Consider the following 22,167-nt stretch of genomic DNA (forward strand, 5'->3'; position numbering starts at 1 on the left):
GTCGAGGCCGCCAGCGCCCCGATGGGCAGCATCGACAAGCTGACCGTCATCTCGACCGACGGCGCCTCAAACCTCACCAAGTCGGTCGCCAACAACGTGACCCAGGGCCTGCAGCTGGGCACCGACCTGACCGGCATCGACCTGCCCGCCCTGCTGGCCCGGCTGACGGCGGGCAGCAGCGTGGTCAACGGCCACGAAGCCTAGGGTTTGACGCAGCCCGGGGGAGGGATATCGAGGTCATGGAATATCGCAGACTCGGTGGTACGGGCACGATCGTGTCGTCGATGTGCCTGGGCACGATGACGTTCGGCAACGAGAGCAGCGAGGAGGTGTCGCATGCCCAGCTCGACCGGTTCGTCGAGGCGGGCGGCAACTTCGTCGACACCGCCAACGTCTACTCGCAGGGCGCGTCGGAGGAGGTCATCGGGCGGTGGCTCGCGGCGCGGCCGGGCGTACGGGACCGGCTCGTCATCGCCACCAAGGGCCGCTTCCCCATGGGCGACGACCCGAACGCCGCCGGCCTGACCCGCGTCAACCTCTCCCGGGCGCTCGACGCCAGCCTGCGCCGGCTGGGCGTGGAGACGATCGATCTCTACCAGGCGCACGCGTGGGACCCGCTGACCCCGCTCGAGGAGACGCTCGGCTTCTTCGACGACGCCGTGCGCGCCGGCAAGATCCGCTACGTGGGCGTCAGCAACTTCCTCGGCTGGCAGCTGCAGAAGGCGGCGCTGCTCACCCAGTTCCGCGGGCTCGCGCCGATCGTCACCCTGCAGCCGCAGTACAACCTGCTCGTCCGCGAGATCGAGTTCGAGCTCGTCGACGTGTGCCGCAACGAGAACATCGGCATCCTGCCCTGGTCCCCGCTCGGCGGCGGCTGGCTCACCGGCAAGTACCAGCGCGACAACGCTCCCACCGGCGCCACCCGCCTCGGCGAGGACCCGGGCCGCGGCATGGAGGCGTACGGCCCGCGCAACTCCGACACCCGTACCTGGCGCATCCTCGACGCCGTCCGCGGCGTGGCCGAGGAGCGCGGCGTGTCGATGTCCCAGGTGTCCCTCGCCTGGCTCGCCGCCCGCCCCGCGGTCACCTCGGTCATCCTCGGCGCGCGCACCGTCGAGCAGCTCGACGACAACCTCGGCGCCGCGGACCTGCGCCTGTCCGAGAAGGAGACCGAGCTGCTCACCGAGGCGAGCACGCCGGTCGTCGGCGAGTACCCGTACGGGCCGCAGGGAGTGGCGCAGCGCGACCGCAAGATCAAAATCTAGAAGCAGATGTCGTAGCGGGGTGGGGCGTACAGACCGTCGCTCACGCCGAGGGCTCGCACGGCCGGGGCCAGGGGCGCTGGGCGCCCCTGAGCGGCCCCGGCCGCGCGGCTACGTCCGTGCGTGGTTGCGCCCGGAAACCCCTCAGCTGCACGCGGTGCCGTTGAGCTTGAAGCCGGTCGGGGCGGCCGCGTTGCCGGTGTGGCTCGCCTGGTAGCCGATGGTGGCCGAGCCGCCCGGCGCCAGGGTGGCGTTGTAGCCGGCGTCGGCCGCGGTCACGGTCGCGCCGGCCGGGGTGAAGGCGGCGCTCCAGCCGGAGACGAAGGTCTGCCCGGCGGCCAGGGTGAAGACCAGGGTCCAGCCGGTGACGGCGGCGGTGCCGGTGTTGGTGATCGTGACGCTGTTGGTCAGGCCGGTGTTCCAGGCGCTGACCGCGCTGGTGACCCGGCAGGTGCCGGCCGGGGCCGGGGTGCTGGGCGGCGGGGTGGTGGGCTGGGCGCCGCCGGCCGCGCTCATGATCGCGTCGATGATGCCCTGCTGCGTCACCGTCGCCGAGCTCCGGTCGAACAGGCCGAACCCGTGCTGCCCGTTCCAGCCGTTGTCCCAGTAGGCGGTCGCCGCGCCGTACTTCCTGGCCGCGGCCACCACGGCCCGCGCGTAGTCCGCACGGTAGCGGTTGCTCGCGGAGTCGTACGTCGTCTTGTCGATCGAGCCGTACTCGCCGACGAAGACCGGGTAGCCGCGCGTGACGAACCGGTCGTACATCTTCTTCAGCTGGCCGTCCAGGTAGTCCTCCTGGCCCCAGACCGACTTCTTCGCCGGGTTCGTCGCGCCGGCGCCCCACTGCGTGATGGTGGCGTCCTCCTGGCCCGTGAAGTCCCACGGGTCGTAGTAGTGCACCGAGATCATGATGCGCTGCTCGCCGGCCGGGACGGACGGTGACCGGTTCTGATCGGTGGGCAGCACGAAGCCGCTGCCCACGGTGTGGTCGATGTTGGTGTTCCAGCCGGGCACGAGCAGCCAGCGGGAGGCGTTGTTGCCGCCGGTGCGGCGCACGGTGTCGACGAAGATCTGGTTGTACGCGTTGATGTTCGAGTAGCACGGCTCGGTCGGGTTGCCGTACTGGCCGTCGAAGTTCTCGTTCATCGACTCGAGGATCAGGCGGTCGTCGTAGCCGGCGAACCGGGTGGCGATCTGCTGCCACACCTTCTGGTACTTGTCCCTGATCGTCGCCTGGTCGGCCGCGTCGCAGATCAGCCAGGACCCGGTGACGGTCTTGTAGCCGTCGCCGTGCATGTTGATCAGCACGTACAGGCCGCGGCGGTGGGCGTAGTCGACGACCTCCTGGATCCGGTTCAGCCACGCCGCGCTGACCGGGTAGTTCGGCCCGGCGCCGATGGTGCCCAGGTAGGAGACCGGGATCCGGATCGTCTTGAAACCGGCGGCCTGCACCCGGTCGATGAGCGCCTGCGTCACGACCGGGTTGCCCCAGGCCGTCTCGCCCGGGATGCCGTTGGTGCTGGCCTCGAGGCTGTTCCCGAGGTTCCAGCCGGCGCCCATGGCGGCGACCAGCTGGGTGGCGTTCAGCTGGGCCGTGACGTCGGCCGCGGCGGCCCTGGTGACGCCGTGCACCGCCCCGGCGAAGGCCAGGGCTGCCGCGAGGGAGGCGAGCCCGGCCTTTCTGATCCTCGACCTCATGTAAGTCCCCTTTCCCGACGTGGTGGGAGCGCTCCCGGCATCGTAAACCATCGATGTCTTGCCGGTGTCCGGGGTGTTTCCGCGACCGGTGCCGGCCGGTGCGGACGATGGACGGGGATCACAGAACCCTTGCGGTAATCCTATTTCGGCTATAGGAAATAGATATGCCAGCTCCGGTGCTCCTCGTCCGGCGGCTCAGCATCGACCTGTGCCGCCGTGCCGGTGCGTCCTGTCGCCGCTGACAGCACGCCTTCCCCGTCGCCGGCGGCCCCGATGCCGCCGGCGGCACGCCCTGCCCGTCGCCGGGGCCTCGATGCCGAGGTCGCCGACCACACGCCCCCGCCGCCGGGGCGTCGATGCGTCGCCGGCGACCGCACGCTCCCCGCCGCCGGGGCCTCGATGCCGAGGTCGCCGCCGGCGACCTCCCGCGACGGGACACCTCGCCTTCCCTGCATGGACAGCGACAGGAGTTTCCTCCGTGCGCCGACTCGCCGTAGCCGTCACCGCCCTCGCGCTCGCCCTCACCGCCTGCTCCGCCTCCCCGCAGACCACCGCCGACGCCGGGCAACCGGTCAGCGGCGGCTCGCTGACCTGGGGCATCGAGACCGAGCCGATCACCTTCAACCCGCACCTGTACGCGCAGGCCAAGGCGCGCCTCCTGGTCTGGAACACGTTCGAGGCGCTGCTCACGCACGACGAGCGGGGCGGCTACCGGCCCTGGCTGGCCACCGGCTACGAGGCGGCCGCGGACGGCAAGGCGTACACGGTCAAGCTGCGCACCGGCATCACCTTCAGCGACGGGACGCCCTTCGACGCGGCGGCGGTCAAGGCCAACATCGATCAACTGCGCAGCCCCGGGTACGCCCCGCAGGTCGCCGCCGTGCAGCTGCGCAACCTCGGCGCGGTCACCACGCCCGCCCCGGACACGGTCGTGTTCCGGCTGACCCGGCCCGACGTGCTGTTCCTCGACTTCCTCTCCTCGCCGCAGGGCGCCGTGGTCAGCCCGAAGTCGCTCAAGGAGGCCAAGGACCTCAAGGCCGGCGGCCCCGAGCTCAAGGGCACCGGCCCGTTCGTCCTCGACCGGTACGTCCCCGGGCAGGAGGTCCACTTCGCCCGCAACCCGGCGTACGGGGGCTCGCGGCCGGCCTATCTGGACGAGGTCACGTACCGGTTCCTCAAGGAGCCGTCGGTCCGCGTCGGGGCGCTGAGCTCCGGCCAGGTGCAGGTCATCGAGGGCGTGCCGGCCACCGACCAGGCGCTGATCACCTCGAACCCGGACCTCGCGTTCAGCAAGGGTCTCAACTCCGGATCGGCGTACTCGTACTACTTCAACATCGCGCACGCGCCGTTCGACGACGTCCGGGTGCGGCAGGCGTTCCGGGAGGCGGTGGATGTGCCGACCGTGCTCGACGCGGTCTATCGGGGGACCGCCACCCGGGCGTGGAGCGTGGTGAGCCCGACCAGCCCGCTGTACGACAAGAGCCTCGAGAACACGTACTCCGGCGACCCGGCCGAGGCGAACCGCTTGCTCGACGAGGCCGGCTGGGCCACCCGCGACGCGGAGGGGTTCCGGACGAGGAACGGCAGGCGCCTGACCGTACGTCTGGTGCAGTCGGCGCCCTTCGTCCGGGACCGCCGCGAGATCCTCGCCCAGACCGTGCAGGCCGCCGTCAAGCAGAGCGCCGGGATCGACCTGCAGGTGTCCGTGGTGGACCAGGGCACCGCGACCAAGGCCCTCGCGGACGGCGAGTACGAGGTCTTCGACAACTCCCGGGCCGACACCGACGCCGGCGCGGCCCTGGACCTGCTGCTCCACTCGGGCGGGGCGATCAACCGCACCGGCTTCGAGGACCCCGGCCTGGACGCGCTCCTGGCCGAGGGCGTCGCCACCGCGGACCCGGACAAGCGCCGCGCCACCTACGCGAAGATCCAGCAGAAGGTGATCACCGAGCAGGCGCTGATCCTGCCGCTCTACGCCCCGGCCGACCAGCTCGCCGCCAGCCGCTCCGTCGGAGGCCTGGGCTTCGAACCAACCGCCGGCGTCCCCGCCGGCGCCGCCGCCATCTGGCTCGCCAAATGACCCCCACCCGCCACCCTGTCGCATGGCTGGCTGGGGTGGGCCGCCATGGATCCGCCGCTGGATTGCCCCGCGCTGTGGGGCTGGGTGGTGTGCAGTGAGCGCTGTCGTCCGGCGGGTGGTGTCGGGTCTGGTGGTTCTGTGGGTTGCCGCGACGGCGGCCTATCTGGCGCTGCTGGCGGCGCCCGGGAGCACCGTGGACACCATCGTCGGTGATGGGGCCGATACTCCGGAGATCCGGGCCCGGATCATCGAGGAGTGGGGGCTGGACCGGCCGGAGATCGTGCAGTACGTCAGCTATCTCGGGCGGGTCGCCCATGGGGATCTCGGGCGGTCGTATCTGTTGCAGCGTTCGGTGAGCGATGTCATCGGAGCGCAGCTGGGGCCGACGGTACGGCTGGCGACCGCCGCGGCCGTGCTCGGGGTTGGCTGTGCGCTGGTGCTGGCGCTGACCACCCGGCGGCCGTGGGCGCGGCGGGTCAGCTCGTCGGCGGAGCTCGTGCTGGTGTCCACCCCGCCGTTCCTGATCGGGATCGTGGTGCTGAGCGTGTTCTCGTTCCGGCTCGGGTGGTTCCCGGTCTCGGGTGACAAGGGCATCTCGGCGCTCGTCCTGCCGGCGCTCACGCTGGCGCTGCCGGTGGCCGGGGTGCTCACGCAGGTTCTGCGCGACGGGTTGGACCGGGCGCTCGACGAGCCGTTCGCGGTCACCGCCCGGTCGCGCGGGCTGAGGGAGAGCGCGGTGCTCGTCCGGCATGCGCTGCGGCACGCTCTGCTGCCGGCGATCGCGCTGGTGGGATGGCTGTTCGGGGTGCTGCTGGGCGGCGCGGTGATCATCGAGTCGGTGTTCGGGCGGCCCGGGCTCGGCTCGGTCACCCTGCTCGCCGTGACCAGCAAGGACATGCCCGTGGTGCTGGCCGTCGTGGTGCTGTCGGCCGCCGTGTACGTGGTGCTGAACACCGTGGCCGACCTCGCCTACCTGATCGTCGACCCACGCCTGCGGAGGAGTTGACATGGTCATCCGGCGACAAGCTGACACCGTCACCCAGCGACAAGCTGACACCGTCACCCAGCGGCGTGCTGACGATGTCGCCTCATCGCGGGCTGACGGGGTCATCCAGCTGGGGGATGACGGCGTCACCCGGGCGCAAGCCGAGGGCGTGTCCCGGGGAGGCCGGGGAGACGCGGGCAGCGCAGTCGGGCGGCGACGTCGTGGGGGCGGACGGGCCGGTGTCATCTGCGCCGCGGCGTTTCTTGTTGTCGCGGCGGTGGCTGTGGTGTGGCCGTCACTGCTCGGGGGTGATCCGCTGCGCGCCGACCCGCTGCACGTGTTGCAGGCGCCCAGCGCAACGCACTGGTTCGGGACCGACCAGCTGGGGCGCGACGTGTTCGATCGGGTCGTGCACGGCGCCCGGCATTCGCTGGCGATCGGAGCGGCCGCGACCCTGCTCGCGGTCGCTGCCGGAGTGGTGGTGGGGGTCGTGGCCGGGCTTTCGCACCGGTACGCGGACGAGGCGCTCAGCCGGGGAATCGACGCGCTGTCGGCGTTCCCGCTGATTCTGCTGGCGCTGCTGTTCATCGCGATCGCCGGCCCGGGGACCACGAGCCTGATCGTCGCCATCGGGGTCGCCACGCTGCCGCATTACGCGCGGGTGGTGCGGGCGCAGACGTTCGTGGTGCGGCGGGCGGGCTATGTGACGCAGGCGGTGGCGTTCGGGGACAGCCGGCTCCGGCTCGTGATGCGGCATGTGCTGCCGAATGTGCTCGGTCCCGTCCCGGTGCTGGCGACGATCGGGCTGGGGGAGGCGGTGCTGGTCGCCGCCGGGCTCAGCTTTCTCGGCATGGGGCCGCAGCCGCCCTCGCCGGAGTGGGGGGCGATGCTCTCCGACGGCCGGGGCTACCTGCGGATCGCCTGGTGGGCCTCGGTCCTGCCCGGGCTGGTCGTCACCCTCACCGTCGTCTCGCTCACCGTCGCCGGCCGGCACTGGCAGCGTCGCTTCGAGGGGCGGGAGGCGCGATGACGACGCTGGTGGCGGTCCGGGACCTGCATGTCACCTTCGGCGAGGTACGGGCCGTGCGCGGGGTGTCCTTCTCGATCGAGGCCGGCGAGTGCGTGGCGATCGTCGGGGAGTCCGGGTCGGGCAAGAGTGTCACCGCGCGGGCCCTCGTCGGGCTGGCCGGCCCCGGTGCGACGGTGACCGCGGCCGAGCTGACGATCGACGGCCGGGACGCGCGGGTGTACGGGGAAAGGGACTGGCGGCGCGTGCGCGGCGGCTTCGCCGGTCTGGTTCTGCAGGACGCGCTCGTGTCGCTCGATCCGTTGCGGACCGTCGGGGCGGAGATCGGCGAGGTGCTGCGCGTCCACCGGCGCCAAACACGCCCCGCCTTCCGGCAGGAGCCCGGCCAGATACGCCCCGCCGCCCGGCAGGAGCCCGGCCGGGACGATGCCCGGGTGCGCCGGGCCGGCGGGGACACTCCGGAGACCTTGCTGGCCGAGGTGCACGTGCCCGAGCCGGAACGGCGGGCGCGGCAGTACCCGCATCAGCTGTCGGGCGGGCTGCGGCAGCGGGCGCTCATCGCCTCCGCCATCGCCGCGCGGCCGCCGCTGCTGATCGCCGACGAGCCGACGACCGCGCTCGACGTGACCGTGCAGGCGCAGATTCTCGGGCTGCTGGCCGAGCGGCGGGCGGCCGGCGAGACGCTGCTGCTCATCAGCCACGACCTCGCCGTCGTGGCGCGGCTCGCCGACCGGGTGCTCGTGCTGAAGGACGGCGTGGTCGTGGAGGAGGGGCCGACGGCGTCGCTGCTGGCGGGCGCCCGGCACCCGTACACCAGGAAGCTGGTCGCGGCAGCGGCACTCAGCCCGCGCCGGGCGGCGGCACCCCGGGCGGGGGTGGTGCTGCGGGCGGCGGGACTGCGGAAGACGTACGGGAAACAGACCGTGGTGGACGACGTCAGCGTGACCGTCGGCCGGGGTGAGGTCGTAGGCGTGGTCGGCGAGTCCGGCTCGGGCAAGACGACCGTCGCGCAGATCCTCTTCGGGCTCGTCGCGCCGGACGGCGGCGAGGTCACCTTCGGGGACGCGCCGTGGTCGGGCGTCCCCGAGCGCCGCCGCCGGCCGTCGCGCCGCCGGATGCAGTTCATCTCACAGGATCCGCTGTCGTCCTTCGATCCGCGCTGGACCGTCGGCCGGATCGTCGCCGAGGCCGCGCCCCGGGGTGAGGTCCTGCCGCTGCTGGAGCGCGTGGGGCTCGGCGAGAGCCACCTGGGCCGTTATCCGCGGCAGCTGTCCGGCGGGCAGCGGCAGCGGGTGGCGATCGCCCGGGCCCTCGCGCCGCGGCCGAGTCTGATCATCTGCGACGAGCCGGTCTCCGCCCTCGACGTGTCCGTGCAGAAGCAGGTGCTCGACCTGCTCGCGGACGTGCGCGAGCGGGACGGGACCGCGCTGCTCCTCATCTCGCACGACCTCGGCGTCGTGCACCACCTGGCCGATCGCGTGCTGGTCATGCGCGGCGGGCGGGTGGTCGAGCACGGCACCGCCGCCGAGGTCTTCACCACGCCCGCCCATGAGTACACCCGCGCGCTGCTGGCGGCCGTACCGACCCTGGAGGTCTCGTCATGACGTCCCCGTTCCCGCTCGCCGTCGCCCTCGACGGGCTCGGCTGGCACCCCGCCGCGTGGCGGACCTCACCGCTGGACCCGGCGGCCGTCTTCACCCCCGGGCACTGGGTGCGCCTGGTGCGGGAGGCCGAGGCCGGACTGCTCGACTTCGTGACGTTCGAGGACACGTTCGGGCCGCCGTCCGCCGCGGCGACCGAGATCAACGGGCGCCTGGAGGCCGTGCTCGTCGCGTCGCGGGTGGCGCCGGTGACGCGGCACATCGGGCTGGTGCCGGTGGCCACGACCACGCACACCGAGCCGTTCCACCTGGCGTCGGCGCTGGCCACGCTCGACTACGTGAGCGGGGGCCGGGGCGGCTGGCAGGCCCGGGTGTCGGCGCGGCCCGGCGAGGACAGGCTGCTCGGGCGGCGGGAGGTGGACCTGTCCGGGGAGGGCGTCTGGGACCTGTTCGACGAGGCGTCCGACGCGGTGGAGGTGGTGCGGCGGCTCTGGGACAGCTGGGAGGACGACGCGATCATCCGCGACGCCACCACGGGACGGTTCGTCGACCGGGACAAGCTGCACTACATCGACTTCGCGGGGAAGTGGTTCTCGGTCAAGGGGCCGGCCATCGTGCCCCGGCCGCCGCAGGGCCAGCCGGTCGTGACCGCGCTCGCGCACGCCACCGTCCCGTACGAGTTCGCCGCGCGCAGCGCCGATGTGGTCTTCGTGACGCCGTCGTCCGCCGAGGAGGCCGCCGGCATCGTCCGGGCCCTGGACCCGTCGCTGAAGGTCCTGGCCGACCTGGTGGTCTTCCTGGACGACCACGCGGCGGGGGCGGTGGCGCGGCGCGCGCGGCTGGACGAGCTGACGCCGTGGCAGTCGGACGCGCTCATCTTCGCCGGCTCGCCCGAGCAGCTGGCCGACCTGCTGATCAGCTGGCGCGCCGCGGGTGTCGACGGCTTCCGGCTGCGGCCCGGCGCCCTGCCCTTCGACCTCGAGGCGATCACCCGCCTGCTGGTGCCGGTGCTGCAGGACCGCGGCGTCTTCCGTACCTCCTACGAGCCCGGGGACCTGCGCACCCGCCTCGGGCTCCCGGTCGCCGTCAACCGCTACTCGCCGGAGGGGATCTCCGTTGCCTAAGCAGATCATTCTCGCCGCCCACTTCCCCGGCGTGAACAACACGACCGTCTGGAGCGACCCCGCCGCGGGCAGCCAGATCGCGTTCGACTCGTTCGTGCACCTCGCGCGGACGGCCGAGCGGGGCAAGTTCGACTTCTTCTTCCTCGCCGAGGGCCTGCGGCTGCGCGAGCAGCGGGGACTCATCCACGACCTGGACGTGGTCGGCCGCCCGGACACGCTGACCGTGCTGTCGGCGCTCGCCGCGGTGACCACGCATCTGGGGCTGGCGGGGACGCTCAACGCGACGTTCCACGAGCCGTACGAGCTGGCCCGGCAACTGGCCACCCTCGACCACCTCTCCGGCGGGCGGGCGGCGTGGAACGTCGTCACCTCCTCGGGCGCGTTCTTCGGGGAGAACTTCCGGCGCGGCGGCTTCCTCGACTACGCCGACAGGTACACGCGGGCCGGCGAGTTCATCGACGCCGCGCGGGTGCTGTGGGACTCCTGGAACAAGCTGGAACCGGTCCGGGACACCGGATTCTTCGCCGACACCGGGCACTTCACCGTACGCAGCCCGCAGTTCGACATCGGCGGCAGGTTCTCCGTGCCGCGCAGCCCGCAGGGGCATCCCGTCGTGCTGCAGGCGGGCGACTCCGACGGCGGCCGGGAGCTCGCGGCCTCGCGCGCCGACGCGATCTTCTCCCGGCACCACGAGCTCGAGGACGGCCGGGAGTTCTACCGGGACGTGAAGGCGCGGCTCGCCCGCTACGGCCGGTCGCCGGACTCGCTCAAGATCATCCCCGGGGTGTCGTACGTGCTGGGGGAGACCGAGGCGGACGCGCAGGAGAAGGCGCACCACATCCGCCGCCAGCAGGTCAGCCCGCAGACCGCGATCCTGCTGCTGGAACAGGTCTGGAACCGGGACCTGTCCGCGTACGACGCCGACGGCCCCCTGCCCGAGGTGGACCCGCTGGACGACGAGAACACGATCATCCAGGGGCGTACCGCCCAGACGCACGACCGGCACCGGACCGCGGCCGAGTGGCGGGCCCGCGCCGAGGCCAAGAACCTGTCCATCCGCGAGCTGATCATCGAGGTGACCGGGCGGCAGTCGTTCATCGGCACGCCGGCCTCGGTCGCGGCCTCCCTCGACGAGTACGTGCAGACCGGCGCCTGCGACGGCTTCATCCTCGTCCCGCACCTCACGCCCGGCGGCCTGGACGAGTTCGTCGACACCGTGGTGCCGCTGCTGCAGGAGCGCGGCGTGTTCCGCACCGAGTACACGGCGGACACCCTGCGCGGCCACCTGGGGCTCGCATGAAGTTCCTGCTCATCACGCTGATCAGCCAGCCGGACCAGGACAACGGGAGCCGCGCCCGCTTCCGGGAGGTGGTGGACAACGCGCTGCTGGCCGAGGAGCTGGGCTTCGACGGCTTCGGGGTGGGCGAGCGCCACGAGCGGCCCTTCGTCTCCTCGTCGCCGCCCGTGGTGCTCAGCCACATCGCGGCGCTGACCTCACGGATCCGGCTCTTCACCGCGGTCACCACGCTGAGCCTGCTCGACCCGGTCCGCGCCTATGAGGACTACGCCACCCTCGACAACCTCTCCGGTGGGCGCCTCGAGCTCATCATCGGCAAGGGCAACGGCGCGGCGCAGGCCAGGCTGTTCCACGTCACCGCCGAGGACCAGTGGGACCGCAACCGCGAGTCCTACGAGCTGTTCCGGACGCTCTGGCGGCACAACAAAGTCACGTGGTCGGGCCGTTTCCGGCCCCCGCTGGTCGACGCCGAGGTGTGGCCCCGGCCCCTGCAGCAGCCGATCCGGGTCTGGCACGGCAGCGCCACCAGCCAGGCGTCGGCCGACCTGGCCGCCCGCTACGGCGACCCGCTGTTCTCGGCCAACGTCACCAACCCCATCCAGCCGTACGCCGACCTGATCGCCCACTACCGCGAACGCTGGGCCCACTACGGCCACGATCCGGCCCGCGCGCTGGTCGGCGCCGGCTCGGCGGGCTACTACGCGGCGAGGACGTCGCAGGAAGCCATTGCCGTCTACCGGCCCATCTATGAGCGGCGGCAGGCGCTGTTCCCCCACCGCGTCTTCACGTCGCTGGAGGACGCCATCGAGCGCAGTTCGATCCTGGTGGGCAGCCCGCAGCAGATCGTCGAGAAGGTGCTGCGCTACCACTCGGTCTTCGGCCACGAGGTGATGCACCTGCACGCCGACGCCGACGGCCTGACCGACAAGCAGCACCGGGAAACGCTGGAGCTGTTCCAGAGCGAGATCGCGCCGCAGCTGCGCCGATCCGTGCCGAGCCGGCCGCTGGGAGGCGCGCTGTGACCGTACCGCTGTCTGTTCTGGACCTGTCCCCGCTCGTGGCCGGCGGCGGTGCGGGGGACGCCCTGCGCCGCACGCTCGATCTGGCCCGCCATGCCGAGCAGGCCGGCTACGCCCGCTACTGGGTGGCCGAGCATCACCTGACCGCGGGCGTGGCCAGTTCGCAGCCCGCGCTGCTGCTCGGGCAGATCGCCGCGGCGACCTCGCACATCCGGCTCGGCTCGGGCGCCGTGCAGACCGGCTATCTGACGCCGCTCGCCATCGTGGAGCAGTTCGGGCTGCTGGACGCGCTGTATCCCGGGCGGTTCGATCTGGGGCTGGGCCGGTCGGCGCAGAAGCGTACTGAAACGCCACGGGAACCGGTTCCCGTCGCCGGGGCACACGTGGTCGACGGGCTGCTCATCCCGGAACCGTTCTCGTTCGCGCCGCTGCTGGCGTCCGCGCGGAGCAAGCTGTTCGCGTCGCTGCTGGGCGGGGCGGGAACCGGTTTCCGCGAGGTGCTGGACCAGATCCAGGCGTTGCTGGCGGGCCCGATCCGCGACGCCGAGGGCAACGAGGCGCACGCCGTGCCGGGCGAGGGCGCCGACCTGCAGATCTGGTTGCTGGGCAGCAGCGGCGGCGAGAGCGCGCAGATCGCCGGTGCCCGCGGGCTGCCCTTCGCCGCCAACTACCACGTGGCGCCGGCAAGCGTCCTGGAAGCGGTTTCCGCGTACCGGAACGCGTTCCAGCCCGGCGTGCTGCCGGCCCCGCGGGTCATGGTGTCGGCCGACGTCGTGGTGGCAGCCGACGACGAGACCGCCCGGCAGCTCGCCTCCCCCTACGCCGCCTGGGTGCACAGCATCCGCACCGGCCGCGGCGCGATCCCCTTCCCGGCGCCGGCCGAGGATCTCTACGAGTCGTGGACCGACGACGACCGGGCGCTCGTGGCGGACCGCACGGCGACCCAGTTCGTGGGCTCACCCGCGACCGTCGCCGCCAAGCTGCGCACGCTGCAGCGCGTGACCGGGGCCGACGAACTGCTGATCACGACCATCACGTACGACCACGCGGACCGGGTGCGGTCCTACGAGCTGCTCGCGAAAAAGTGGTACGGGTAGAGCCCGCGTCAGGCAGTCGGCGATCAGGGCCAGGCACAGGGCCCGCTGCTCGGGCACGGTGTTGTGCCCGGCCGCGTCGAGCACGGCGAACGTCGCCCGGGAGTAGTGCGCGGCGCGGCGCCAGGCGTCGGAGTAGCCGGCGACGTCGTCCTGCCGGCCCGAGCGCCGGCCCGAGCGCCAGCCCGGGCGCCGGCCCGAGCGCCGGCCCGAGCAGCGGCACGATCCGCGGCTCGTGGCGGAGCACCGTGCGGGCAGGACGTCGCGCGCGGGGCGACGGAGAGGCCGGCGACGGGGGCGAGCCCGAGCGCCTGCGGGCGCAGCGCGTGGGCGACGTGCCGGGCGATCATCTTGCCGGAGGAGTTGCCCAGCACGGCGATCGGATCTCCGGCCGGCTGACATCTGGAGAAATCGGTTGCAGGGCGTTCCAGGCAGGCGGTAGACCTGCTGCGACACATCCGGACCATGCGGAAGGAGGTTGAGCGATGTCCCGCACGTTTCTCACTCCTGGAGTTGGCTGTGACCCTCGACCTGCGCCCGATCAGCGGGCCGGATGAGATCGATCTCTTCAACGCTTTCCCGTACGTCCTCAACCGCGAAGTGGCCGGCGACCTCGCCGCCGGCCGGCGTCACCACCACTGGCTGTGGCTCGCCCTCGACGGTGACCGGCCGCTGGCCCGGGTGGGCTTCTGGTCGCGCCCGCACGACCCCGAGCCGTTCTGCCTCGACATCTTCGACCTGACCGACCTCGGCGCCGGGGTGTCCCTGCTGGAGAAGGCGCTCGCCACGGTCGGCCGGCCCGCGGAGTACCTGCGCTTCGTGCCGCCGGACTGGCACGACGACCCCGGCGTCCGGCGCGAGACCGAGCTGCGCCTCGGGGCGATGGCGCACACCGGCGCCGAGCTGCTCGTCGAGCGCCTGCGCCTGCAGTGGGAGCCCGGCACGCCGATCGCGCCGCCGTCGCCGCGGCTGCTGTTCCGCGGGCCGGCGAGCGACGACGAGCTGCTCGGCCTGATGGTGCGGGTGCTCGACGGCACGCTCGACGCGCACAGCCGGGACGAGCTGACCCGCATGACGCCGCACGAGCAGGCCCGCACCCAGTACGACGAGGAGCTGACCCGCTACACCGGCCCGCGCGACTGGTGGCGCGTGGCCACCCTGCCGGACGGCACGCCGGCCGGGTTCGTGATCCCGTCGCACAACGGCTACAACCACGTGCTCGCGTACATCGGGGTGGTGCCGGAGCTGCGCGGCCGTGGCCTGGTGGACGACATCCTGGCCGAGGGCACCCGGATCCTCGCCGCCCAGGACCCGCCGCGGATCCGGGCGTCGACGGACGTCGGGAACGTGCCGATGGCGAGGGCGTTCGCCCGCAACGGCTACCGGGTGCACGAACGCCAGCTCGACATGGTCTGGCCCGGCTAGCGAGCCACCCCGGCGAAGGGCGCGCTAGCCGCGCCAGCTCGGCGAAGGGCCCGCTCGCCGCGCCGGCTCGACATGGTCCGGCCCGGCCAGTGGGCCACCCCGGCGAAGGGCCCGCTCGCCGCGTCAGCCCGGCATGGTCTGGCTAGCGGGCCACCCCGGCGAAGGGCACGCTCGCCGCCGCGGTCCCGGCGTCACCTGCCGGGTGGCGCCACAGGCCGCGGCGGCGCAGCTCGGGGAGGACGCCTTCGCCGAACCAGTACGCCTCCTCGAGGTGCGGGTAGCCCGACAGGATGAACTCGGTGATGCCCAGGGCCGCGTACTCCTCGATGCGGTCCGCGATCTCCACGTGGCTGCCCACCAGGGCCGTGCCGGCGCCGCCGCGGACGAGGCCGACGCCCGCCCACAGGTTCGGGCTCACGACCAGGCCGTCGCGGTTGCCGCCGTGCAGGTCGATCATGCGCCGCTGCCCCTCGGACTCGCTGCGGCGCAGCCCCTCCTGCACCTTGGCGATGTCGGCCGGGGAGATGCCGCGCAGCAGCCGCTCGGACTCGGCCCACGCGGCCTCGCTGGTGTCGCGGGCGATGACGTGCAGGCGGATGCCGAAGCGCAGGCCCGGGTTCAGCGACCGGATCCACTCCAGCTTCTCCTTGACCTGCGCGGGCGGCTCGCCCCAGGTCAGGTAGACGTCGGCGTGGTCCGCGGCGACCGGGCCCGCGGCCTTCGACGAGCCGCCGAAGTAGACCTCGGGGATCGGGTCGGGCACCCGGCTCAGCTTCGCGCCCTCGACGCGCAGGTGCTCGCCCTCGTGGTCGACGGTCTCGCCGCGCCACAGCGCCTTCACGATGCTCAGGAACTCCGCCGTACGGGCGTAGCGCGCGTCCTTGTCGAGGAAGTCCCCGTACGACCTCTGCTCGTGCGACTCCCCGCCGGTCACCACGTTGAGCAGCAACCGGTCGCCGCTGAGCCGCTGGAAGGTCGACGCCATCTGCGCCGCGAGCGTGGGGGAGATCAGCCCGGGGCGGAACGCCACCAGGAACTTGAGCCGCTCGGTCACCTCGCTCAGCATCGCCGTGGTCAGCCACGCGTCCTCGCACCAGGCGCCGGTCGGCGTCAGCGCGCCCACGAAGCCCAGCTGCTCGGCGCTGCGCGCGATCTGCCCCAGGTAACCGATGGTCAGCGGCCGGATCCCGCCGGCGGACCCGACCGGCGTCCCGTGCCCGCCGCCGACGATGTCACGGCTGTCGCCGTTGGTGGGCAGGAACCAGTGGAAGACAAGCTCAGACATGCGCCGAGACTATCCCCTTCTCCTATCGATTCGATAGGGTGCGTGCACGAACAAATCGGTTGCCCCGGAGGCCCGGCGGCCGTAGCTTCCGCGGGGTGGACCTCTCTCGTCTGGGCGTGCCGGCCGGTCCGATGGTCCGGGTCCACGGCGGCTTCGCCAACCGGATGTTCCGGCTGGACACCGATCAGGGCTCGTTCGCGGTGAAGGAGCTGACCGTCCAGGGCCGCCGCGTGCCCTACCGCGCCGCGGACGTGTTCCGCTTCGAGCGGGCGGCCTTCGCGGCCGGCATCCCGATGCCGGAGCCGATCGCCGCGAGCGAGCACATGCTCGTGCACCGCTGGGTGCGGGGCGAGCCGGTGCCCGAGGAGCCGGTGCCCCCGGCGTACGCGTTCGAGGTCGGGCAGATCCTCGCGCGCCTGCACGCCCTCGACGTCGCCTGGAGCGGCCCGGCGGCCGGCGAGCCCGTGTCCCGCGACTGGCCCGAGCTGGCCGCGCGGGCGACGGCGACCGGGCAGCCGTGGGCCGGCGAGCTCGCCGCCCGGGTGGAGACGTTCCTCGCGATCGCCGAGTTCGCCGCCACCTGCGAGCGGCCGGGCCCGATCGTGCTCACCCACCGCGACATCCAGCCGTGGAACCTGCTCGCCCGCGCGGGCCGGCCCGTGGTGCTCGACTGGGAGCTGTCGGGGCTGCTCGACCTGTCCGGCGAGCTCGGGTCGACCGCGCTGGGCATCGCCAAGGGGCCCGGGTTCGACGACGTCCGGCCCGCCGTCTTCCGGGCGGTCCTCGACGGTTACGCCGCGGGCGGCGGGACGCTGCCGCCGCCGGGGCCGGGCTGGTTCGCGTACCTGATCGGGGGGTGGCTGGGGCACACGAGGTGGCACGTCCTGCGCTGCCTGACCGGCGCGGAGGCCGCCACCGGCCCCGAGCCGGCGCTGTCGCACGAGTCCGTCCGCGCCGGCCTGCGCGGCCTGCCCGAGCTGTACGGCCGGCTGCCCGACCTGCAGGACCTCCTGCGCCGGTGAGCGGGCCCGCGGCGCCTGCCCGGCTCAGGACGGGAAGACCTTGCCCGGGTTGAGGATGCCGCGCGGGTCGAAGAGATCCTTCAGCCCGCGTTGCAGGGCGTGCTGCACCGGTCCCAGCTCCGCCGCCAGCCACTCCCGCTTCAGCGTGCCCACCCCGTGCTCGCCGGTGATCGTGCCGCCCAGCTTCAGGGCCAGCTCGAAGATGGCGTCGGCGGCGGCCGCGGCGGCCGGCGGGATGCCCGGCTCCGCGGGGTCGGTGACGATGATGGGGTGGACGTTGCCGTCGCCGGCGTGGGCGAGGGTGCAGATGCGCACGCCGTGGGCCTCGGCGATCGCCGTGATGCCGGTGATCGCCTCGGCGACGCGGGAGCGGGGGACCGCGATGTCCTCGATGAGCGGGCGGCCGAGGCGCTCGATCGCGGGCAGGGCCTGGCGGCGGGCGGCGAGCAGGTCGGTGCCGGTCGTGCTGACCTCGACGGAGGTGGCGGCGGGCGCCAGGGCGGCGGCCACCAGCTCGCCCTCGCCGGCGCCGTCGGTCTGGACGATGAGCAGCGCGCCGCCGCGGGCCGCCAGGGTGGCACCGGTGGCGGCGTCGATGGCGGCGATCGTGGCGGCGTCGAGCAGCTCGGCCAGCACGGGCTGGACGGGCAGCGTGGCGCACGCCGCGGCGGCCGCCCCGGCGTCCGGGAAGGAGGCGGCGACGGTGGCCCGGGCGGGCGGGATCACGCGCAGGCGCAGCGTCGCCCCGACGATCACGCCGAGGGTGCCCTCGCTGCCGACGAACAGGCCGGTCAGGTCGTAGCCCGCGACGCCCTTGACGGTGGCCGTGCCCGTGCTGATCCGGCGCCCGTCGGCGAGGACCACGTCGAGGCCGAGGACGGAGTCGCGGGTGACGCCGTACTTGGCGCAGCGCAGCCCGCCCGCGTTCGTCGCGATGTTGCCGCCGATGGTGGAGATCTCGAAGCTCGCGGGGTCGGGGGCGTAGCCGAGGCCGTGCTCCGCCGCCGCCCGGTCCAGGTCGGCGGTGATCACGCCGGGCTCGGCGACCGCGACGCCGTCGACCGGGTCGATCGCGAGGATGCGGTTCATCCGGGACAGGTCGAGCACGACGGTGCCGGCGCCCGCGGTGGCCGCGCCGGTCATGCTCGTCCCGGCGCCGCGGGGCACGACGGGCGTACCCGCCGCGTGGGCCGCACCCAGGACGGCCTGGACCTCCGCGGGGCCCGCCGGGAAGACGACCGCCGCCGGCTCGCCGGGGGGAGACCAGCCGGACCGGTCGGTACGCCGCGACGCCCGCACGTCCGCGTCCACGCTGAACGCCACGCCGGTCCCCGCGAGCCACCCGGGCGCGGTCACGGTGTCACCGGCGAGCGGCGCACCAGGGGCAGCACGAACCGCTCGTGGTCGAACGCGTCGACGACCGGGTCGAACCCGCGCAGCACGATCAGCTCGCACCCCGCCTCGGCGTAGTCGCGCAGGGCCGCCGCGACGGTCGCGTACGAGCCGACCAGCGCGGGCGGCTCGGCGGCGTTCGTGGCGGTGATGATCGGCGTCCACAGCGCCCGGTCGTGGTGCTCGCCGCGGGCGGCCAGGTCGAGCAGCCGCCGGGCCTCCGGGTCGGCGGGCGGCGGCTCGTCCCCGGCGTCGGCCTGCAGGTCGGCCAGGATGCGGTAGGCCTTGTCCCACGCGAGCTCGTCCGTGGCCGCGACGATCAGGTGCACCACCAGCGAGGGGCGGGCGTCGGCCGGCACGGGCTCGTCGGCCTTGATGAACGTGACGGTCACGGCGTCGTCTCCACCGGGCGCGCCGGGTCCGAGCTCCACGCCGACCACGAGCCGGGATAGAGCGCCGCGTCGATGCCCGCCACGGCCAGCGCGGCGATCTCGTGCGCGGCGGTCACCCCGGAGCCGCAGTAGACGCCGACGCGCTGCCCGGCCAGGTCCGCGAAGCGCTCGGGCAGGTCCGGCCGGAACACGGGTACGTCCCCCGCCGCCAGGTTCTCGCCGGTGGGCCGGCTCACCGCGCCCGGGATGTGCCCGGCCCGCGGATCGATCGGTTCCACCTCGCCGCGGTAGCGCTCACCGGCCCGCGCGTCGAGCAGCACCCCGGTCGCCGGCAGCGCCGCGGCCTCGTCGGCGGTCAGCGTCGGCAGGTGCCCGCCGGTCAGGGTGATCCGGCTCGGGGGCTGCGCCGCGGCCGCGCCGGTGGCCTGCGCGTAGCCCTCGGCCGCCCAGGCCGCGAGGCCGCCGTCGAGGATGCGGACGTCGTCCACCCCGGCCCAGCGCAGCAGCCACCAGGCCCGGGCGGCGGCGAGCCCGCCGCTGTTGTCGTAGACGACGACGCCCCGGCTGCGGGTGACGCCCCACCGGCGGGCGTGCGTCTGCAGATCGGCGACGGCCGGCAGCGGGTGCCGGCCGGCGCCGGGCGCGTGCGGGCCGGCCAGCTCGGTGTCGAGGTCCACGTAGACGGCGCCCGGCAGGTGCCCGTCGCGGTAGTGCTGCTCGCCGTGCGGGTCGCCGAGCGCCCACCGGACGTCGAGCAGCACCGGCGGCTGCGGTCCGGCCAGGCGCTGGTACAGCTCGGCGGCCGTCACCAGCACCCCGGCGCGGCGGCCGGCGAGCGCCGGGAGGGTGGCGAGCAGGTCGGCGTCGTCCAGGGATCCGGCGGCGGTCCCGTCCGCGTACGCCCGCTGCACCCGGGCCTGGATCGCCGCGTTCAGCGGCGCCCGGGCCCCGGAGAGGCGCGCCAGCAGCACGACCTCCCCGTGCAGGTAGTCGGTCTCCGGGGCGGCGCCGCGGGCGAGGCTCTGCCACGTGGAGTTGTGCCCGCGCGGGTGGCCGGGCAGCTCGGCGACGTGGAAGTCGCCGGTGTCCGGGGTCTGGACGGCGACTCCCGCTGCGGCGAACGCCTCCCGGGCCTCCCTGCGCAGCTCGGCGAGGGCCCGCCGGCGCAGCTCGGTGTCGCCGTAGAGGGCGTCGAGGCCGTTGTAGAGGTTCCCGAGGAGCTTGCCCGCCTTGTACGGGCCGATGTCGGCGACCTCCCGCACGTCGAACCCGCCGGCCCGCAGCTCGGCCGCGGCGACGGCGCTGCGGGCGGTCGTGCCGAGCCAGAGGACGGCCGGCACGGGCGCGCCGGGGGACAGGACCGTGCCGGCCTCGGTGAACTGGGCGGGGATCCAGATCACGGTGCCGATCACCTCGGCGAACCAGCGCAGGGCGGTGCGCTCGTTGGCGAGGCCGTTCTGGACCGTCAGGAGCGGCAGGTCGGTGGCGGCCAGGCCGGTGCTGCCGTCGGTGCGCTTGACCGGGCGCCAGGCCCACGCGCGTACGGCGGCCTCGGTGTCCTGGCTCTTGACCGCGAGCACCAGGACGTCGCCCTCGCGCAGCTCGACGTCGCCGGGGCCGGCCGCCACGGGGATGTGCACGTGGCGGGGGCCGTCGGGGCGTACGTAGGTCAGGGGCCGGGCGCGCAGGGCCGCGAGCTGGGCGCCACGCGCGACCAGCAGCACGTCGCGGCCCGCGGTGTGCAGCTCGGCGGCGAGCGACGCGCCGACCGCCCCCGCCCCGATGACGATCAGGCGGGTCATGCGGCCACCGCGATCGCGGGCAGGTCCGTACCCAGTCGCAAGCGTTCCAGGAACTGGACGACCAGGGCGGCGACGGTGCGGTGCGTGACGTCGTTGAGGATGTCGTGGCGGCCGCCCTCGATGACGGTCAGCGCGGCGACCGGGCCGGCGGGGTAGTGGCCGCGGGCCCGGCCGAGCGGGCTGATCAGGTCGGCGCTGCCGTGCAGGCCGAGGACCGGCAGGGCGACCGGACCCACATTTCCCGTCAGTTCGGTAGGAATTGGGGCCGACGAGAGGGCGCCGGCGCCGCTCAGCACCCGCTGGTGGTTGGGGCAGGCGGTGCGGGCCTCGATGTCGGCCTCGGACCAGGCCTGCGGGCTCGCCTCGTGGCCGCCGAGGTCGATGCCGAGCGCGGGCGCCTGCCGCGGCACCGGCAGCCCCGCCAGCACCAGGCCGTCGAGCCCCGGCGTGCCCCGGGCGGCGAGCGCCAGCGCGAACAGCGCACCCGTGTCGGAGCCCACGACGACGTGCGGGGCCTCCTCGCTCAGCAGCAGCTTCTCCGCCGCCGCGACGCTCGCCGCCAGGTCGCTCGTGACGTCCGGCAGCACCCGGACGCGGTAGGCGTCGGCGGCGAGGCGACGGCCGAACCGCGCGTACACCTCCGGGGTCTCGCCGCGCCCCGCCGCGACGACGACGGTGCCGCGCGGGTTGATCCCCTCGGGCTCGTTCCACTGGTCGCTCATGGTCAGATCCTGACCTTCCGGACCCGCCCGCGTCCAACTACGATCCCGAATCGTCATCGACAACAGTCTGTTATCAATCGGTTGCTAGCGTCCCGGGCATGGGACCTGTACTCGACATCGTGGCCCTGCGCAGCCTCGTCGGCGTCGCCGACTGCGGCGGCTTCCACCGCGCCGCCGAGGCGCTGTGCCTGAGCCAGCCGGCCGTCAGCCAGCACGTCCGCCGCCTCGAGAGGGCCGTGGGTCACCCGCTTGTCGAGCGCCGCGGCCGCGGCACCGCCTTCACCGCCGAGGGCCACCTGCTGCTCGCCGACGCCCGCCGCATCCTCGCCGCCCACGACGACGCCGTCCGCCGCCTGGTCCGCCCGGCCGTGACCACGGTGACCGTCGGCACGACCGAGCACGCCGCCGACCTCATCCTGCCCATCGTCACGGCGGCGCTGGACGGGCTCGAGGTGCGCTTCCGGGTCGACCGCACGGCCCGGCTCGACGAGGCCGTCGACCGCGGCACCCTGGACCTGGCCGTGGCGATGTCCGAGGTGTCCGGCGCGGTCACCGAGCCGGTCGGGTCGCTGCCCCTGACCTGGTACGCCGCCCCGACCTTCAAGCAACCGGCCCCCGGCGCTCCCTGGCCGGTCGTCGCCATCGAGCAGCCCTGCCTGCTCCGCAAGCGGGCCCTCGAGGCGCTGACCGGGCAGGGCCTGAACCCGTACGTGGTCTGCGACGCGGGCTACTCCGCGGGCGTGACCAACGCCGCCCGGGCCGGCCTCGGCGTGGCCCTGCTGGCCGACTCCGGCGACGCGCCCGAGGGCCTCACCGCCCGCCCGGACCTGCCGCCCGTGCAGCCCGCCGCCCTGGGCTTCCGCACGCGGCAGGGCGCGGACCCGGAGCTGGCCGCCACCGTGCGCGGGGCCCTGCGCGCCGCCCTCGCCGCCTGAGCGCC

18 protein-coding genes and 2 pseudogenes are annotated in these 22,167 nt (G+C 73.8%); 13 read left to right on the plus strand and 7 right to left on the minus strand.

Features of this window, described 5'->3' with window-relative positions; all coding sequences use genetic code 11:
* Together RBH18_RS13775 and RBH18_RS13780 are read left to right on the plus strand one after the other, a co-directional pair.
* Positions 1-204 (plus strand): annotated as a pseudogene (locus tag RBH18_RS13775) (flotillin family protein); the annotation flags it as partial.
* A 35-nt stretch (positions 205-239) separates the two neighbouring features.
* Positions 240-1,265, plus strand: coding sequence for an aldo/keto reductase (locus RBH18_RS13780; RefSeq protein ID WP_306207578.1), 1,026 nt, complete (start codon positions 240-242; stop codon positions 1,263-1,265).
* Positions 1,266-1,406: 141 nt separating this feature from the next.
* On the opposite strand, the gene RBH18_RS13785 is transcribed toward RBH18_RS13780, so the two are convergent.
* Positions 1,407-2,960: a cellulase family glycosylhydrolase gene (locus tag RBH18_RS13785; RefSeq protein WP_306207580.1), complete on the minus strand. Its 1,554-nt coding sequence runs from the start codon at positions 2,958-2,960 to the stop codon at positions 1,407-1,409.
* Positions 2,961-3,438: 478 nt separating this feature from the next.
* Here RBH18_RS13785 and RBH18_RS13790 point away from each other — a divergent pair, with 478 nt between their 5' ends.
* The 9 genes from RBH18_RS13790 to RBH18_RS13830 all read left to right on the plus strand — a co-directional run bounded on the left by RBH18_RS13790 (position 3,439) and on the right by RBH18_RS13830 (position 14,612).
* Complete coding sequence (locus tag RBH18_RS13790) at positions 3,439-5,040, plus strand: ABC transporter substrate-binding protein (protein WP_306207582.1); 1,602 nt, start codon at positions 3,439-3,441, stop codon at positions 5,038-5,040.
* 94 nt (positions 5,041-5,134) lie between these two features.
* On the plus strand, positions 5,135-6,046 hold the full coding sequence (locus RBH18_RS13795; protein WP_306207584.1) for an ABC transporter permease: 912 nt from the start codon (positions 5,135-5,137) through the stop codon (positions 6,044-6,046).
* Between the two features lie 256 nt (positions 6,047-6,302).
* Complete coding sequence (locus RBH18_RS13800) at positions 6,303-7,055, plus strand: ABC transporter permease (protein ID WP_306207586.1); 753 nt, start codon at positions 6,303-6,305, stop codon at positions 7,053-7,055.
* The gene (locus RBH18_RS13805; protein ID WP_306207589.1) at positions 7,052-8,656 is read left to right on the plus strand and encodes an ATP-binding cassette domain-containing protein; all 1,605 of its coding nucleotides are present in this window, start codon (positions 7,052-7,054) and stop codon (positions 8,654-8,656) included. Before RBH18_RS13800 ends, RBH18_RS13805 begins: the two co-directional genes overlap by 4 nt.
* Positions 8,653-9,777 (plus strand): LLM class flavin-dependent oxidoreductase, encoded by a 1,125-nt coding sequence (locus RBH18_RS13810; RefSeq protein ID WP_306207591.1) that lies wholly within the window; start codon positions 8,653-8,655, stop codon positions 9,775-9,777. Before RBH18_RS13805 ends, RBH18_RS13810 begins: the two co-directional genes overlap by 4 nt.
* Positions 9,770-11,077 carry an NtaA/DmoA family FMN-dependent monooxygenase gene (locus tag RBH18_RS13815; protein ID WP_306207593.1) on the plus strand — a complete coding sequence of 436 codons (1,308 nt, stop codon included), beginning with the start codon at positions 9,770-9,772 and terminating at the stop codon, positions 11,075-11,077. Before RBH18_RS13810 ends, RBH18_RS13815 begins: the two co-directional genes overlap by 8 nt.
* A complete protein-coding gene (locus RBH18_RS13820; protein WP_306207595.1) occupies positions 11,074-12,096 on the plus strand; it encodes an LLM class flavin-dependent oxidoreductase in 1,023 nt (340 codons plus the stop codon). The genes RBH18_RS13815 and RBH18_RS13820 overlap by 4 nt, the downstream gene beginning before the upstream one ends.
* Positions 12,093-13,190, plus strand: a complete 1,098-nt coding sequence (locus RBH18_RS13825) for an LLM class flavin-dependent oxidoreductase (RefSeq protein ID WP_306207597.1) — start codon at positions 12,093-12,095, stop codon at positions 13,188-13,190. The genes RBH18_RS13820 and RBH18_RS13825 overlap by 4 nt, the downstream gene beginning before the upstream one ends.
* Positions 13,191-13,706: 516 nt before the next feature.
* Positions 13,707-14,612 carry a GNAT family protein gene (locus RBH18_RS13830; RefSeq protein WP_306207599.1) on the plus strand — a complete coding sequence of 302 codons (906 nt, stop codon included), beginning with the start codon at positions 13,707-13,709 and terminating at the stop codon, positions 14,610-14,612.
* A gap of 142 nt (positions 14,613-14,754) precedes the next feature.
* On the opposite strand, the gene RBH18_RS13835 is transcribed toward RBH18_RS13830, so the two are convergent.
* On the minus strand, positions 14,755-15,897 hold the full coding sequence (locus RBH18_RS13835; protein ID WP_306207601.1) for an LLM class flavin-dependent oxidoreductase: 1,143 nt from the start codon (positions 15,895-15,897) through the stop codon (positions 14,755-14,757).
* Positions 15,898-15,992: 95 nt separating this feature from the next.
* Here RBH18_RS13835 and RBH18_RS13840 point away from each other — a divergent pair, with 95 nt between their 5' ends.
* Positions 15,993-16,919, plus strand: coding sequence for a phosphotransferase family protein (locus RBH18_RS13840; RefSeq protein ID WP_306207603.1), 927 nt, complete (start codon positions 15,993-15,995; stop codon positions 16,917-16,919).
* Between the two features lie 24 nt (positions 16,920-16,943).
* Here the strand turns inward: RBH18_RS13840 and RBH18_RS13845 are convergent, their stop codons facing one another.
* The 5 genes and pseudogenes from RBH18_RS13845 to RBH18_RS13860 form a co-directional block, all read right to left on the minus strand.
* On the minus strand, positions 16,944-18,275 hold the full coding sequence (locus RBH18_RS13845) for an FAD-binding oxidoreductase (protein WP_306207605.1): 1,332 nt from the start codon (positions 18,273-18,275) through the stop codon (positions 16,944-16,946).
* Entirely contained in the window at positions 18,272-18,703 is a 432-nt protein-coding gene (locus RBH18_RS13850; protein ID WP_306207607.1) for an LLM class flavin-dependent oxidoreductase, read from the minus strand. Before RBH18_RS13850 ends, RBH18_RS13845 begins: the two co-directional genes overlap by 4 nt.
* Positions 18,700-19,518 carry a sulfurtransferase gene (locus RBH18_RS44110; RefSeq protein ID WP_372338912.1) on the minus strand — a complete coding sequence of 273 codons (819 nt, stop codon included), beginning with the start codon at positions 19,516-19,518 and terminating at the stop codon, positions 18,700-18,702. Before RBH18_RS44110 ends, RBH18_RS13850 begins: the two co-directional genes overlap by 4 nt.
* 102 nt (positions 19,519-19,620) lie before the next feature.
* Positions 19,621-20,505: pseudogene (locus RBH18_RS44115) on the minus strand (ketopantoate reductase family protein); the annotation flags it as partial.
* A complete protein-coding gene (locus tag RBH18_RS13860; RefSeq protein WP_306207611.1) occupies positions 20,502-21,227 on the minus strand; it encodes an alpha/beta hydrolase in 726 nt (241 codons plus the stop codon). The pseudogene RBH18_RS44115 and the gene RBH18_RS13860, both read right to left, overlap by 4 nt.
* A 98-nt stretch (positions 21,228-21,325) precedes the next feature.
* Between RBH18_RS13860 and RBH18_RS13865 the strand changes: the two genes are divergently transcribed.
* On the plus strand, positions 21,326-22,162 hold the full coding sequence (locus RBH18_RS13865; protein WP_306207613.1) for a LysR family transcriptional regulator: 837 nt from the start codon (positions 21,326-21,328) through the stop codon (positions 22,160-22,162).
* The last annotated feature ends 5 nt before the right edge of the window (positions 22,163-22,167 follow it).

It is taken from the genome of Actinoplanes oryzae (assembly GCF_030757795.1).
GTDB lineage: Bacteria > Actinomycetota > Actinomycetes > Mycobacteriales > Micromonosporaceae > Actinoplanes.